The sequence below is a fragment of the Labrys sp. LIt4 genome (assembly GCF_017813775.1).
Lineage (GTDB): Bacteria > Pseudomonadota > Alphaproteobacteria > Rhizobiales > Labraceae > Labrys > Labrys okinawensis_A.
On sequence record NZ_JAGIPY010000018.1, the window covers coordinates 42,407 to 57,584 of the forward strand.

Here is a 15,178-nt window from a genome sequence, read left to right on the forward strand (position 1 = left end):
ACGGCTGTTATTGCTCCCAGAGCGTCTTGAATTAAGTGCGCTTATGTCAGATGTTTCCTGACTGAATGTCAGGAGCAGAAAGCCATGCCGTTTGACGGAAGGATCTTGTCCGGCGTGAGCGTGCTGGCCGCGGTGGTGGAGGGCGGCAGCTTCGTCAAGGCAGCCGAGTTGATCGGGATCACGGATTCCGGCGTCAGCCGCGCGATCGGCCGCCTCGAGACCCGGCTTGGCGCGCGGCTTCTCGACCGGACGACACGCTCCGTGACCTTTACCGACGAGGGACGACGCTTCTATGAGGAGGTGAAGCCGCATCTGGAGGCCATCGAGGACGCTGCGGCGATCGCTTCAGGTGCCGCATCCGCCGTTCGCGGCCGCCTGAAGGTGGATATCGATCCCTTCTTCCTTCCGCTGGTGCTCGCCGGGCGCCTCGGCTCCTTCACCGAGCGTTATCCAGAACTCTCGATCGAGTTCGTGACGAGCGAACATGTCGGCGACCTGGTGGGGGATGGCATCGACCTCGCCATTCGATTTGGCCAGCCACGCCTTGCGAGCCTGGTGGCGCGAAAGCTGATCGAGGCGCCGATTTTGACGGTGGCTGCGCCGCGCTATCTCGAGCGATTTGGCAGGCCCGCACATCCGTCCGAGCTCATCCGGCATCGCTGCCTGCAGTTCCTCGATCCTTATACAGGCCGGCCTTTCGAGTGGGAGTTTATCCGGGGCCATGAAACATTCGACGTAGCAACCAAAGGCCCGCTGACCTTCACGGACCCGAAGTCGATGCTCGCCGAATGCATCGCAGGTACCGGCATCGCACAGGTGATAGGCTGGGGTGTCGGTCGGCTCTTGGAATCGGGCCAATTGATCGATCTATTCCCGGACTGGCACGGTGAGCGGTTTCCGCTCTTTGCCTTTCATCCCTCACGCAAACATCTGCCTGCGAAGGTGCGCGCGTTCATCGATTTCTGCGCGGAAATCACGATGCAGCTATAGCGCGAAGGTCCCCGCACCTGCGCACTTCGGCGGCCAGGGCCTGAATTCCTGCTGGGGGATCGTTGCTTGGCAAGCCCTGGGCGTGCTGGGCCAAGGCGCGCGATGCGCAGTCGGCGCCGCCATTCGGCAAATCCCAGTGAGGTTTCGGCCGGAAGCGGGGCGTGAACGTCCGGCGGTTAGAACCTGCCCCCACCGCCCAGCCGTCGAGCCTGCTGCTGCCCTTGGGGGAATTCATCTTGCAGATTGCCGGCTCTCCACTCCTGAGTTGAGGGTGCCTGTTTCCCAGTTCAACCTGGAGCCTCGTCCAGCGGCGACATCTACTGCTGATTGCGCAAGATATCGGCGGCGCGCTCGCCGATCATGATGCAAACCGCATTCGGATTGCCGGAAATCAAAGTTGGCATGATTGAAGCGTCGGCGACCCGCAATCCCGAGATTCCCCGGACGCGAAGTTGCGGGTCGACGACGGCCATTTCATCGCCACCCATACGGCAGGTTCCCGCAGGATGGAGCGCGGCATGGGCCTCTCGCTGGCAGAAGGCCCTGATATCGGCCCTCGCCGTCGATCGTGGCGACGGCGTATGCCTCGCAGCCACATATTTGGCGATTGCTGGCTGGGACATGATGTCGAGGGCGGCCATCGTCCCGTCCGTCAGCGCCTCAAGGTCATAGGGATCGGAAAAATAGCGAGGCGCGACCCGTGGATTGTCGGCAAAGTCGGCGCTGGCGAGCGTGACCTCCCCTCTGGAGCGGGGCCGGATCTGTCCAAGATTGACCGTGCAACCATTGCCGCCCGGAACCGCTTCGACGCCTTCCTCGATACCCGCGCCGACGACCATGAAATATTGGATATCGGGCTGCGCCTCATTTTTGTCGGCCCACCAGAACGCGCCTCCCTCAATGAGATTGGAAGCGGCCGGTCCATTGCGAAAAAGGGCATAATTCAACCCCGCCAGTGCCTTCCAATGCAACTTCTTGTACTTGTCGTAGCTGTGCGGACCATTGAGCTGATAGATAAGTGAAATCTCGATGTGGTCCTGAAGGTTTTGGCCAACGCCCGGCAGATCGGCATGAACGCGGATGCCATGGCGTGACAGCTGCGTGGCGGGACCGATCCCGGATAGCATCAGAAGTTTGGGCGTGGCTATCGCTCCGCTCGACAGGATCACTTCCTTGCGTGCCCTGTATACCTGTCTGGTTCTGCCCTGGATGCATTCGATGCCGATCGCGCGGCCTTTCTCGACGATGACGCGGGTCACGGCGGTCTTCGTCAACACCCGAAGGTTACGGCGTCCGCCAGCGGGCTTGAGGTAGGCACTCGCAGCGGAACTGCGCCGTCCGTTGCGCGCGGTAATCTGATAAAGCCCGCACCCCGCCGGATCGCCCGAATTGAAATCGGGATTATAGGGCAGCCCGGCCTGCTGGCAGGCCTGGAGCCAGGCGCGCGTCAGCGGATGAATATGGTCGATGTCGGAAACGCCGAGCGGTCCGCCGACGCCATGGGTTTCGTTGCAAAACCGATTATTGTCTTCCGCGCGCTTGAAATAAGGCAGCACCTCGGCATAGCCCCATCCCGTGGCGCCCATCGCAACCCAGCGCTCATAGTCACCTGGAACACCCCTGATATAGATCATCGCATTGACGGAACTGCCGCCGCCGAGCACCCGGGCCTGCACCATGGTCGGGTTTTGTGGTCGCCCTTGCTCCGATGTCGGCTCCCAGCCTATGCGCTTGAGCAGCGAGCCCTGCGCCGTCTTGTAATAGGCACCGGGGATATGGATGTAGGGATTGCGGTCGCGCGGCCCCTCTTCCAGAAGCAAGACGTCCTGCCCGGCATCTTCCGAAAGACGTGAGGCGACGACACATCCGGTCGAGCCTCCGCCGACGACGATATAGTCGAACGTCCGTACGTCCGCCGACCGGGGCGAGTGGATGCCGAGGCGAGCCGATCCCATATCAAGCAATCCCCTTGCGTCTGCCCAGGATGGACGCACCCGCCTTGAGCGCCAGCGCTGCAATAGTCAGGGCAGGATTGACGGCGGCGGAGGTCGGCAGGACGGAGGCGTCTGTGATGTAAAGATTTTCCACGTCGTGGCTGCGGCAGTCCGGATCGACGACGGACGTCTGTGGATCGTCACCGAGGCGGGCCGTGCCGCATTGGTGCGACGTCGTCCTGCGACCGAATGTGTGGGTGAGAACGATCGGAAATCCCGCCTTGCGCATGACCGCCTGGGTCTTGGCGATCAGCGCTTCGTGAGCGCGCATGTTCGAGCGCACCCAGTGCATGACGATGCGCCCGTCACGCACCATGACGCGGCTTTCCGGATTGGGAAGATCCTCGCTCGTCAGGAACCAGCCATAGGCATAGCGCGCGAGAAGCTTGGTGAACCAGCCCGGTGCCGGCCCCGGAAAATTAGCCTTCAGGATATTGCCGGTGATACGGCCGAGCAGCTGGACATTGCCGAGGGGAAAACCGTACTCGTTGTCTTCGTTATAGAAATCGTTGAAGGCGATCGTCTTCTGATAAATGCTGTCATTCGGCCTGCGCGGATCGATGGCGAGCATCGCCGTCGTATTGTGATTCATGAAATTGCGCCCGAGCTGGTCCGAGCCGTTGGCCAGCCCGGTCGGGTGCGCACGGCTGGCCGAACGCAACAAGAGCGCCGCCGATTGCACCGCGCCGGCGGCAACGACGACCAATCCGGCTGACAGGCGCTGCTCGACACCGTCCTTCACATAGATCACGGCCGCCACTCTGCGCCCGCTTTCGTCGGTCTCAAGGCGCGAGACATTGGCTCTCGTCACCAGGCTGACCTTGGAATGGGCCAGCGCACTTGCCAGAGGGCCGACCTCCGCATCGATCTTGCCCTGCCCGGTATTGGGAAAGGCATCCCAGCCCGTCTTGGCTCGCTCCAGCCACGTGTCGAGATCGATCGCGAGCGGAAGCGCGGAGGGATGCACGCCCGCCCCTTCCAGCCGCCGACGAATGGCGGCGATCGCCGGCTCGTCCGGGACTGGCGGATAGCCATAGGAATGGGCATGTCGAGGCTCGGTCGGATCCTGCCCGACAGAGCCGCGGACCCGAAAAATGGCTTCCGCCTGGTCGTACCACGGCGACAGGTCTTCATAGGAGATTGGCCAGCCCGGTGAAACGCCATCCATATGGGCACGCGGTTCGAAGTCCTGGCGGCGGTAGCGATACATCACCGCGCCGAAAAACTTCGAGTTGCCGCCGACATAGTAGTAATTGCCCGGCAGGAAACTCTGGCCGTCCGTGCCCAGCCATTCTTCGGCTGAGCGATAGAAGCCTTGTTGGAAGATCGCGACATCGTCCCGCGCCTGGGGAGTGTCAGTGAGATAGTCCCCTCTTTCGAGGATGACGATGCGGAGCCCGGAAGGGGCAAGGCTGTGCGCCAGTGATGCCCCTCCAATGCCGGAACCGATGATGACGACATCTGCCGTGGTTGTCATGAAGATCGGCCTCAGTCGATGCGGGCTTCGGTGTCGGCGTCGAAGAGGACAATCCTCGACGTATCGACGACCAGGCGGGCTTCGCTCCCCGGGAGGGCCTGTTTCGGCGGCAAGCGCGCGGTCACTTCGGCACCACCGAGCTGGAACACAACCAGCGTGTCCGGGCCGGTCGGCTCCACGACGTCGACGTCGACGACAAGATTGGCATCTGCCCCATTGGCGGCGACAGCAAAATTCTCCGGGCGGATGCCGGCGAGGACCTTCCGGCCGCTATATTTCCGCGCGGCCTGTTCCGAAACGGGAATGCCTGAAATACGGGAGGACGGCCGGTTGGCAATGTCGAAGACGACAGTCGCGGTCGCGCCTTGAACCTCGAGACAGGCCGGAACAATGTTCATGGCGGGGGACCCGACGAAGCGCGCCACATAGACATTGGCCGGACGGTCATAGACTGCCTGTGGCTCGTCGAGATGCTGCACCACGCCATCCTTCATGACCGCGACGCGCGTCGCCAGGGTCATGGCTTCGATCTGATCATGGGTGACATAGACGATGGTGGTGCCGAGCCGCGCATGCAGGCGCTTGATCTCCGTGCGCATGTCGACACGCAGCTTGGCATCGAGGTTGGACAGCGGCTCATCGAACAGGAAGAGCTTGGGCTGGCGCACGATCGCACGGCCCATAGCCACGCGCTGGCGCTGGCCGCCGGAAAGCTGCGAGGGCTTGCGGTCGAGGAGATGGGTGATCTGCAGCATGTCTGCCGCCGCCTTGACGGCGGCTTCGCGTTCGCCCGGTGAAATACCGCGGATCTTCATGCCGAATTCGATGTTCTGGCGCACCGTCATCGTCGGATAGAGCGCATAGGACTGGAACACCATCGCGATATCGCGATCCTTGGGAGAGAGGTCGTTGACCACTTTGCCGGCAATCCGGATCTCGCCGCCCGTGATGGTTTCAAGGCCTGCGATCATGTTCAGGAGCGTGGACTTGCCGCAGCCTGACGGTCCGAGCAGCACAAGAAAGTCACCCGTGTTGATGGAGATCGATACTTCCTTGAGCACGGCGAGGCTGCTGTAGGATTTGCGGACGCGGTCGATTTCAAGCGTGGACATGGGCTCAGCCTTTCACGGCGCCGGCGGTCAGGCCGCGGACGAAAAAGCGTCCTGCGACGACATAGACGATCAGGGTTGGCAGGGCGGCGATCATGGCGGCAGCCATGTCGACATTGTATTGCTTGCGCCCCATGGTGACGTTGACGATGTTGTTGAGCGCCACCGTGACCGGGGAGGACGTGCCGGCGGTGAAAGACACGCCGAACAGAAAATCGTTCCAGATCTGGGTGAACTGCCAGATGCAGGAGACCACTATGATGGGGAGGGCCGTCGGCAGCATCACGGAAAAGAAGATGCGGAAAAAGCCGGCCCCGTCGATCTGCGCCGCCCGCGTCAATTCATCGGGTATGCCGATGAAGTAGTTGCGGAAGAACAGTGTGGTGAAGCTGATGCCGTAGACGGTATGGACGAGGACGAGCCCGGCAATCGATCCCGACAGGTTCAATCGGCCAAGCACCTGCGCCATGGGCAGGATGACGGCTTGGAACGGCAGGAAGCAGCCGAAGAGCAGCATTCCGAAAACGAAATTCGCCCCGGGGAAGCGCCATTTGGTTAGGATATAGCCGTTGATGGCACCTATGGCGGTCGACAGTCCGACGGCCGGAATGACCATCAGCAGCGAATTGACGAAATAAGGCCGCAGCCCGTTACAGGCGGTGCCGATGCAAGCCTCCCCCCAGGCCTTCCGCCAGGCTTCGAAGGTCAGCGCCTGCGGCGGTCCGATGAAGGAACCGGCATAGATTTCATCAAGCGACTTCAGCGAGGTCACGATCATGACCCACAGCGGCATCAGGTAGAACGCCGCCAGGCCGATCAACGACCCGTAAATGAACAGGCGCCCGATCCTGTGGGAACGGCGCGCCGAAACTGCGTCAGTGGCCATGACGGTCCTCCCGCAATTCCGAGTAGAGGTAGGGAATGATGATGGCGGCGACCGTCATCAACATCATCATGGCACTGGCCGCGCCGACACCCATCTGGTTGCGGCGGAACGTGGCCGAGAACATGAAGGTCGATGGCATTTCGGTCGCGTTTCCGGGCCCGCCATTGGTAAGCGCCAGGACGAGATCGAAGCTCCTGATCGAGATGTAGCTGAGCAGCACGACGACGCTGAGGAAGGCCGGCCGCAACATCGGGATGATGATGCTCACATAGGTGCGCGGCAGGCTCGCACCCTCGATCTGCGCGGCCTTGACGATCGAATTATCGATGCCCCGCAGGCCGGCGAGGAAGATCGCCATCGCAAATCCTGTCGATTGCCACACGGCCGCGATCACCACGCAGTAGATCGCGTATTCAGGCCGTGTGATCCAGTCGAAAACAAAGCCTGACCAGCCGAGTTCGTTGACGACTTTCTGCACGCCGAGATCCGGATTGAGGATCCATTTCCAGGCCGTCCCCGTCACGATGAAGGACAGAGCCATCGGGTAGAGATAGACGGCCCGCAGCGCCCCTTCCGCACGGATTTTCTGGTCGAGCAGAATGGCGATCAGCAGGCCAACCGCGATGGTGATCGCCAGGAACAGGAGCGTGAAGATGAAAAGATTGGCGACCGCCGTTTCCCAGCGCGGGGTCGACCATAGGCGACGATATTGCTCCAGGCCGACGAAATCGTAATGGGGAACCATCTGCGACGAGGACAGCGAGATCCAGCCTGTCCAGGCTATGAAGAGGTAAACCCCCACGAAGACCGCTACCAGACTCGGCGACAGCACGAACCTGGGCAGCCAAAGGCTCAATCGGTCCTTCAACGATAATGTACTGCGCATGACCGTATTCTCATGGTTCCCGCATAGACTCCGCCTTTGGGAGGCGCCGCTCGGGTCACTCCCGACCGGCCCTTCGCAATCAGGTCAGCGCGCGTTGTCGATCCCAGCGACGAGGGCCTGGACGGCGTCCTTCGACGACATGTCGGTGACGAAGAATTTGCTGACGACATCGCTGAAGACGCCGGCGAACTGGGGCTTGGCTGCGAAGCCCTCGGTGAGCCCGCCCAGCATGGTTCCGCCGGCGACGGCGGCCTCGCGGTCGGCGAAGCTACGCTGCGCGCAGGCATCGAAATCGTCGACCGAGACGTCGGAGCGGGCCGGAATGGAGCCCTTGATCTTGTTGAAATCTTTTTGGACTTGAGGATCCATAATCGATTCCGCCCAGGCGTCCTGCGCTTCGATTGTGGCCGGATCGCTCAGCTTGAAAAGGCCGAACGCATCGATGACGAATTTGAAATTCGGTGTCGCGGTCGGCGTAGGGAAACATAGGAAATCGACGCCGGGCTTCATGCCCTTGGCAAGGAACTCGCCCTTGGCCCAATCACCCATGACCTGCATGGCCGCCTTGCCGCTGGCAACCAAACCGGTCGCAACAGCCCAGTCCCGCCCGGTAAAGCCCTCGTCGACCAGCCCGCGAATCTTGCGCAGTCTATCGAAAGTAGCGACCATCTTGTCGCTGGAAAGAGCCTGTTCATCGAGATCGATGACAGCTTTCTGATAGAAATCGGGGCCATTGGTATCGACAAGAATGGCTTCGAATACTTCGAGAATCTGCCAGGGCTCGTCGCCGATGGCGAGTGGTATCACGCCCGCCTTCTTGAGTTTGTCGCCAGACGCGATCAATTCGTCCCAGCTCTTGGGTTCGGAGATGCCGGCCTTGTCGAAGACGGCCTTGTTGGCCCACACCCAGTTCTGGCGATGCATATTGACCGGGACCGAGATGAAATCGTCCCCGCTCTTCACGAACGCCAGCAACTGCGGCGCGAGCGCCTTGTCCCAGCCATTCTTGGTGTAGAGATCGTTCAGGGAGCGCAGCACGCCTTCCTTCCCCCAATCGAGCCCCTCATATCCGAGAAACTGCATGGTCGCCGGCGGATTGCCGGCGGCCAGGCGCGTGCGAAGCGCCTGCAGGGCATTCGCCCCGGATAAGCCTCCCACCGCACTGTCCTGCCAGCGGTACCCCTTGGAGGCGAGCTTGTCGGTGATGACCTTGAGCGCCTTCACCTCGCTCTCGGATACCCAGTGATGGATGCCCTCGACCGTCCCCTTGCTCTGGGCCATGGCGGCGCCCGGCATGAGGAAAATCGATGCAGCGAGAAGCGTCGTCCATTTCATGTCAGTTCCCCTTTTTTCATTTTGATGTGGAGGCACACCCGCAAATCCGCGCGCTTCGGCGATTGTCGGACCTGCGGATCGGGCTTAGATGTCGGCCGGTTCGGCTGCGGCCGCGTAAGGCACGTTGCGCCTGCCATAGCGGCGGACGCGGATGTTGGCCTGCTCGGCATGACCCGCGAAGCCTTCCATCAGGCAGAGCCGCGAACCGTAAGCGCCGATCAAGGCCGACGCCGCATCGGTCTGGATGCGCTGATAGGTGCAGGTCTTCAGGAACTTGCCGACCCAGAGCCCGCCAGTGTAGCGAGCGGCCTTGTTGGTCGGCAGCGTATGATTGGTGCCGATGACCTTGTCGCCAAAGGCGACATTGGTTCGGGCGCCGAGGAACAGGGCGCCGTAATTCCTCATATTGTCCAGGAAATGATCCGGGTCACGCGTCATGACCTGGACATGCTCTGACGCCACGAAATCGGCCTGGGCGACCATCTCCTCGAGGGTATCGCACAGGATGACCTCACCAAAATCCGCCCAGGCCTTGGCGGCGATCGCCGCCGTCGGAAGAATCTTCAGCAGGCGGTCGATCTCGGCCAACGTGTCCCGCGCCAGTTTTTCGGAATTGGTGATCAGCACGGCCGGCGAATTGATGCCATGCTCGGCCTGCCCCAGGAGGTCGGTCGCCACGAGTTCACCGTCAACACTGTCATCGGCGATGATCAGGGTTTCGGTGGGGCCGGCGAAGAGGTCGATGCCGACCTTGCCGAACAAGAGGCGTTTTGCCTCGGCGACATAGGCATTGCCCGGCCCGGCCAGCATATCGACCGGGTCGATCGTCTCGGTGCCATAGGCCATCGCCGCAATGGCCTGGACACCGCCGAGGCAGTAGATTTCGTCCGCCCCGGCCAGCGCCTGCGCCGCCACGATCTTGGCGGAGATCCCACCCTGGAACGGAGGGGCGCAGGTGACAATCCGCCCGCAACCCGCGACGCGCGCGGTCAGCACCGTCATATGCGCCGAAGCCAGCAGGGGATATTTGCCGCCCGGGACATAGCAGCCGACATTCTGGATCGGTATGTTTCGATGGCCGAGGACAACGCCCGGAAGCGTCTCGATTTCCAAGTCCTTCAGGGCATCCTTCTGGGCCTTCGCAAAGGTGCGGATCTGATCCTGTGCGAAGTCGAGGTCCTCGCGTTCGCGCCGGGTCAGCGCATTGATGCAGCTGTCGATTTCCGCCTTGCTGAGGCGGTAGGAGACGCGATCGAACTTGTCGAACCGGAGGGAAAGGTCACGGACGGCCTTGTCGCCGCCGGCCTCTACCTCGGAAAGCAGCGCCTGCACGGTCTTGGTGATACCGTCGTCGGTCTCGCCGGCGACGGGGGCTTGCGCTGTCTTGATGTGCCGTATCATGGCAATGAACCTTGGTTTGCGGAAGCGATACGCTCCGCACTGCAAAGTGACGAAAGACGGTGGAACGGGACGCGCAGCGCCCCTGTCAGCCGCGGCTAGAGCGTTTTGCGATCAGACGGGGTCAACTAGAATCGCAAAGACGCGTCAGAACAATGAGCTGGAGCAAATAAGCGTTCACGCTTGAACGCGCTTTGCTCTAGAGATGCTGCTCGCGAGCGCGCATCTCGGCATAGGCGGCCTGTTCCTTCTGGTAATAGGCCGGCGAAGGGAAATCCCACCAGCCGGTGGCAAAGGGACCAGCCGCATCGCGCGAGACGATGACCTCGACGAGGGCCGGTCCGCCGCATTCCAGCGCCGCCTTCAGGCTGCTTTCCAGATCCTCGTCCTTCTCGACCCTCCAGGCCTGCAGGCCGAAGGCCCGAGCCGAGGCGGCGATATCGGCGGAATAAGGCTCGCCATTACCGGAATGATGATTGAACTCGGAGGCGACATGGCGGCCCATGAATTTGCGTTGTCCGCCGCGGATCGACATGTAGCCACTGTTGTTGAGCACGAGGAAGACGGTGTTGATGCCGTTCATCACCGCCGTGCCCATCTCCGGCAGCGACATCATGAAATCACCGTCACCGACGATCGCCACGACCTGACGGTCGGGACAGGCCAGCTTGGCGCCGAGTGCCGCCGGAACCGCCCAGCCCATCGGCGAATAGGACCCCGATGTCAGATGCGTGCGCGGCTCGTAGATCGGGAAACTCTGCTTGACGGAGCCTTGCGTATTGCCCGAACCGACCACGACGATGCCGCTGCGATCGAGAACCTTGCGCAAGGCAGCCAGCGGACGCTGGGAGGTGAAGGGGGTTTCGCGGCTGTTGATACGCGGAGCGACCTGCGCCTCCCAGTCGGCCTTGGCCTTCTGCACATCGGCCAGGAATTTTTCGCGGCGCGCCAGCATCCTGGATGACTCGGCCTCGGAAATCAGCGACAGGAGCGCCTCGAGCGTGACCCTGGCATCGGCGACGATGCCGACTTCCGTCTCATAATTCTTGCCGATCTCGCGGGGATCGAGATCGATATGGATCAGCTTTGCCGACGGAATGGAGAAGGATACGCCCTTGGCATAGGAGGAGGCCGACCAGTCGGTGAAGCGGCAGCCTACCGAAACGACGACGTCGGCGGAGGCCGTGATCGCGTTGCCGCAGGTCGTTCCTGTCTGGCCGACGGCGCCGATGAACAAAGCATGGTCTTCGGAAATGGCGCCCTTGCCGTTCCAGGTGATGGAAACGGCCGCGCCGAGCTTTTCGGCCAGACGCGTCAGTTCAGCCGAGGCATTGGCAGTGATCGCGCCGCCGCCGGCAACGATCACGGGCCGCTCGGCGGTGAGCAGCAGCTTGACGGCGGCTTCGATCGCTCTTGGATCGGGATAGGCAATGCCGACCGGCAAGCGCTTTTCCAGGGGATGGATGGTCACATCGGCCGCTTCGACCTGCACGTCCATCGGCACTTCGACATGAACGGGACCGGGACGGCCGGTCAGCATGGCATTGAAGGCACGATGCATGATGCTAGGCAACGCCTGAACCGAATGAGCCTGCCAGGCGCGCTTGGTGACCTGCTCGGTGATGCGGGGAAAGGCGTTGTCCTGCTGGCGCTCCAACTCCTGCATGGTGCCATGGCCATGCATATAGGTCTGGGGAGAACCCGAGACGTAGAACAGGGAGGTGGAGTCGCAATAGGCCGTCGCCAGCCCGATGATGGTGTTGGCGGCGCCTGGACCGACCGAGGTGGAGCACGCCATCGGCCGACCGCTGGCCCGGAAATAGCCGTCGGCCATATGGACGGCACTCTGCTCATGCATGACCTGGATGAAGGGAAGCTGCGAGCCTTCCTCCAGGAAAGCGTCGAACAAGGACCAGATCCCGTGGCCGGGTACGCCCGCCACATAGTTCACGCCATACTCTTTCAGCGCCCTCGCAACGACCTGACCGCCTGTCAGCTTCATTGGACCGTCCCTTGCTGCTCGTTGTGATTGTGAGCCGGGGGGTGCCGTGCAAGCATCCTGCCCCCCAACGATGGCCTATTCTTCGGCTAGGCAGCAGTGCTTACAAGTTCGCAGGCGATGAATCACTGACGCAGCATGACGCGAGCTGAGGGTCAGCTCGCGTCGGTCGCCTATGCCGATGGCAGCCTGTCCGCCCTATCCGATTCCGGCCACCAAGGTCCGCGGCTCGCCGGAAAAGCACAAAGCCCCTGCCCCGGTTCTTCGCAATGAGCACTTCTTCCTGCTTCACAATGCGTCAGGTAAAATCAAGGCGCGCAATTTTGTGCGCGCGCGAGGTGTGGCTTCCTGCAAGGCGCGACATCACGGGCGAAGGGAGGGTGCACCATGCAGAACCGGACGAGGGACTTGGCCTTTGCCGATGATTTCATCACCGCAAGGCTGGTGGAGAATGTGACCGACTACGCTGTCTCCGACGCCATCGTGGTCAATATCAGCCCTTCGACCATGGTGACGGGGGATGACCACCCCGCCATCGTGCCGGCCTGGAAGTCCATCTGGCTTAAAGGAGGCCGCATCCGGTCCGCCGAGCGCGCCGTGGTCATCAAGGTAGTCAAGCCGACGAATCTGGGCGGCTGCATGTTTCGCGGCTGGGATTGGCTCGGCAACCGCATTCGCAGTTTTCCACGCGACACACCGCTGTTCATTTCTGCGCAGGACGAGATCGGCCGCGTCACCGTCGATCCCCGCGTCTTCACCAATGAGTTGCCCGCCACCCAGGCCGCACAGGATTTCACCTTGAAGCTGAACCTGTGGTGGTCGCCGGGCGATACGGACTGCTTCATCCACAATGAACATCCCTTCCTCGAAACCCACACGCAGATCCACGGGATCGGGCGCATGCAGAAATTCAAGGAGCGCGACCCCTCGACGATCTACGAGGACGTCGTGATGCCGATCGGCTATTCGCATGATCCGTTCTGCCGGGTCACCGGCCCCAACCAATGGACCTATCCCTGGCATCGCTATTATGCCGAGACAGACAGCGTGTGGCTCGCCATCGAACTCCACCCCTGAGGCGAGGGGCTGTTTCAACTCATCTGAATCATGTCCGATCCGTCGCCGAGATATTGAAGCGCTTCACGTGGGATCGCCGGATCATTGCGATCCATGACGGTGAGGGCCTTCAGATGTTCACGGTGCAGCAGGCCGGGGCCGCGATAATGCAGCGCGACCTTGGTGGAATAGGGTTGGCGAAACACATTCGCGGCGACGCCGCTGGCAATGCCGAACATGAATTTCTTCGAGTTGCGTTTCACCCGGGCATAGACGCCGAATGTCATCTCGTTTGACTGGATGCCCTCGAAATCGGCGGTGAACAGGCGATCGGCGACCGGAAAACAGAAGCCGTAATATTTGAAGACATATTCGATCTTGGAAGGATCGTCGAAGCTCGGGAATCTCTCTACGTAGTAATGCTGGAGAAATTCCTTGTTTCTGTAGATACAGAAGGCTGACTTCAGGACAAAGCCCTTATAAATCGAAGAAAACTGATAACGATCATAAACACCGACGATATCGTTATGATCGGCGTTGTTTTCAACGATCATGCTGGAGACGAAACGGGAGAACTCCGGCAACTGGCGAGCCGTAGCCATGGCATGAAAGAAATTTCCATCGACAAGCGTGCGAAATTCATCCGGATCCGTAAAAAGTATTGCTACGCTCAGGCCGAAATAATTGGCAATAATACGCAAGTTGGTAGCAGAAGGGATATGCGCGCCCGACAGGTATTTATTGAACTGCTGTCGATTGACATTAATTTTGCGGCAGACGGCCGCGACGGAGCCATGCCGGTCGCACAACGTCCTGAGATTGGCTGCAAGAGCGCTGCCATCCTTCCCGAGATGCTCCACCACTTGCCTCCATCTTTGACGCGATCTGACGCAGATTCTACGTCGTAGTGAGAATGACTTCAATGGCCTGCGAAATTGTAGTCCGGCCTGGATCTGGCCACTCTCTGCCGACTGCGGGCTGAAAGAGGTTCAGGCTGTGATTTCAACGCAAACAGCTGGTTGGTCGATCATGGGAACGGGCACGATCGCCACCGAACATATGGTCTCGGCGATCCGCTCGGTTGGCCATGAACCGCGATGGGTCGTCAGCAGAAACGATGACTATGCCAGGTCCTTCGCGGAGGACATGGGCATTCCGCGAATATCGACCGAAGCGCAGCAGGCATTGGCCGATCCCGCCGTGAACTTTGTCTATGTCAGTGCGGCTCGTGCCCGGAGAGGACATTATATCTCGGCCGCTGCGGCAGCCGGCAAGCACGTTCTATGCGACGGTCCACTTGCCGCTGCGAGCAGTGTTGTACAAACCCTGGTCGAGCGGTGCGAGCGCTCGGGTGTCGCACTCTGCGTGAATCAGCCGCTCCGCGCCTCCACCATCCATCAGACCATGGGCAGGCTGGTGCTCGAAGGCGAGATTGGTACCCTGCGATCCCTCCTGATCGTGCGGGGCGTGCCATTTCAGTCACCGGCCTACCGCAGAAGCGCGGAGCTGGAAGAGCCCGTTGATCTGCTTCTCGACGTTTCGGCTCAGGATATCGATCTGGCCCGCTTCCTGACAGGCAGGGACCCGATCGAGGTTTCGGCATTGCCGGTGGCATCCGGCAACGGAACCCGCCAACAGATGGTTTATGCAATAAACCTGACCGGCGATGTCCTCTTCCAGGCCTATGAGAGCTTCACCACGGCCGAACTCGACAGCATAGTCATGCTCGTGGGCGATCAGGGTACACTGATCGCCCACGGTACCCTCAATGGCAAGATATCGGGCACCCTGGTGCGGCGCCTGGGCACGCGCAATGAATTGATTCCCGTCAGAGAGCGGGACCCCTACTCCACCACCGTTGAAAGCTTCGCCTCGCCGATGCGCCAGTCTTCGCCTTGGCTATGCCGCGGCGAGGATTGCGTCATGGCTTTGCGGACGGTGGAAGCGCTCGCGGCGGCGGAGAGAAAACGCCGCATCATCACCGTTTGAAGACTTCCGCTCGCGCACTTGGAACAGCGAAGGCCGCCAAAATATGGAAACCAAGCACA

Annotated in this window: 12 protein-coding genes; 3 read left to right on the forward strand and 9 right to left on the reverse strand. The window is 61.1% G+C overall.

The genetic code is table 11. From position 1 onward, the window contains the following. Nucleotides 1–84: 84 nt before the first annotated feature. Nucleotides 85–990: a LysR family transcriptional regulator gene (locus tag J8I29_RS24880; protein WP_209433699.1), complete on the forward strand. Its 906-nt coding sequence runs from the start codon at nt 85–87 to the stop codon at nt 988–990. A 317-nt stretch (nt 991–1,307) separates the two neighbouring features. Here the strand turns inward: J8I29_RS24880 and J8I29_RS24885 are convergent, their stop codons facing one another. The 8 genes from J8I29_RS24885 to J8I29_RS24920 all read right to left on the reverse strand — a co-directional run bounded on the left by J8I29_RS24885 (nt 1,308) and on the right by J8I29_RS24920 (nt 12,077). Beyond that, entirely contained in the window at nt 1,308–2,945 is a 1,638-nt protein-coding gene (locus J8I29_RS24885; protein ID WP_209433700.1) for a GMC family oxidoreductase N-terminal domain-containing protein, read from the reverse strand. A gap of 1 nt (nt 2,946) precedes the next feature. Beyond that, nucleotides 2,947–4,461 carry a GMC family oxidoreductase gene (locus J8I29_RS24890; RefSeq protein WP_209433701.1) on the reverse strand — a complete coding sequence of 505 codons (1,515 nt, stop codon included), beginning with the start codon at nt 4,459–4,461 and terminating at the stop codon, nt 2,947–2,949. 11 nt (nt 4,462–4,472) lie between these two features. After that, entirely contained in the window at nt 4,473–5,573 is a 1,101-nt protein-coding gene (gene ugpC / locus J8I29_RS24895) for a sn-glycerol-3-phosphate ABC transporter ATP-binding protein UgpC (RefSeq protein WP_209433702.1), read from the reverse strand. Between the two features lie 4 nt (nt 5,574–5,577). Further along, entirely contained in the window at nt 5,578–6,456 is an 879-nt protein-coding gene (locus tag J8I29_RS24900) for a carbohydrate ABC transporter permease (protein ID WP_105860008.1), read from the reverse strand. After that, on the reverse strand, nt 6,446–7,342 hold the full coding sequence (locus tag J8I29_RS24905) for a sugar ABC transporter permease (protein WP_105860007.1): 897 nt from the start codon (nt 7,340–7,342) through the stop codon (nt 6,446–6,448). Before J8I29_RS24905 ends, J8I29_RS24900 begins: the two co-directional genes overlap by 11 nt. A gap of 84 nt (nt 7,343–7,426) precedes the next feature. After that, nucleotides 7,427–8,677, reverse strand: a complete 1,251-nt coding sequence (locus J8I29_RS24910; RefSeq protein ID WP_209433703.1) for an ABC transporter substrate-binding protein — start codon at nt 8,675–8,677, stop codon at nt 7,427–7,429. A gap of 84 nt (nt 8,678–8,761) precedes the next feature. Next, nucleotides 8,762–10,078, reverse strand: coding sequence for a histidinol dehydrogenase (gene hisD / locus J8I29_RS24915; protein WP_209433704.1), 1,317 nt, complete (start codon nt 10,076–10,078; stop codon nt 8,762–8,764). A 196-nt stretch (nt 10,079–10,274) separates the two neighbouring features. Continuing rightward, nucleotides 10,275–12,077: a thiamine pyrophosphate-binding protein gene (locus tag J8I29_RS24920; protein ID WP_105860004.1), complete on the reverse strand. Its 1,803-nt coding sequence runs from the start codon at nt 12,075–12,077 to the stop codon at nt 10,275–10,277. A gap of 384 nt (nt 12,078–12,461) precedes the next feature. Here J8I29_RS24920 and J8I29_RS24925 point away from each other — a divergent pair, with 384 nt between their 5' ends. Beyond that, nucleotides 12,462–13,151: a hypothetical protein gene (locus J8I29_RS24925; RefSeq protein WP_209433705.1), complete on the forward strand. Its 690-nt coding sequence runs from the start codon at nt 12,462–12,464 to the stop codon at nt 13,149–13,151. A gap of 14 nt (nt 13,152–13,165) precedes the next feature. Here the strand turns inward: J8I29_RS24925 and J8I29_RS24930 are convergent, their stop codons facing one another. Next, nucleotides 13,166–13,990, reverse strand: a complete 825-nt coding sequence (locus tag J8I29_RS24930) for a helix-turn-helix transcriptional regulator (RefSeq protein ID WP_209433706.1) — start codon at nt 13,988–13,990, stop codon at nt 13,166–13,168. A gap of 169 nt (nt 13,991–14,159) precedes the next feature. On the opposite strand from J8I29_RS24930, the gene J8I29_RS24935 reads away from it, so the two are divergent. Continuing rightward, nucleotides 14,160–15,119, forward strand: coding sequence for a Gfo/Idh/MocA family oxidoreductase (locus J8I29_RS24935; RefSeq protein WP_209433707.1), 960 nt, complete (start codon nt 14,160–14,162; stop codon nt 15,117–15,119). Nucleotides 15,120–15,178: the final 59 nt, after the last annotated feature.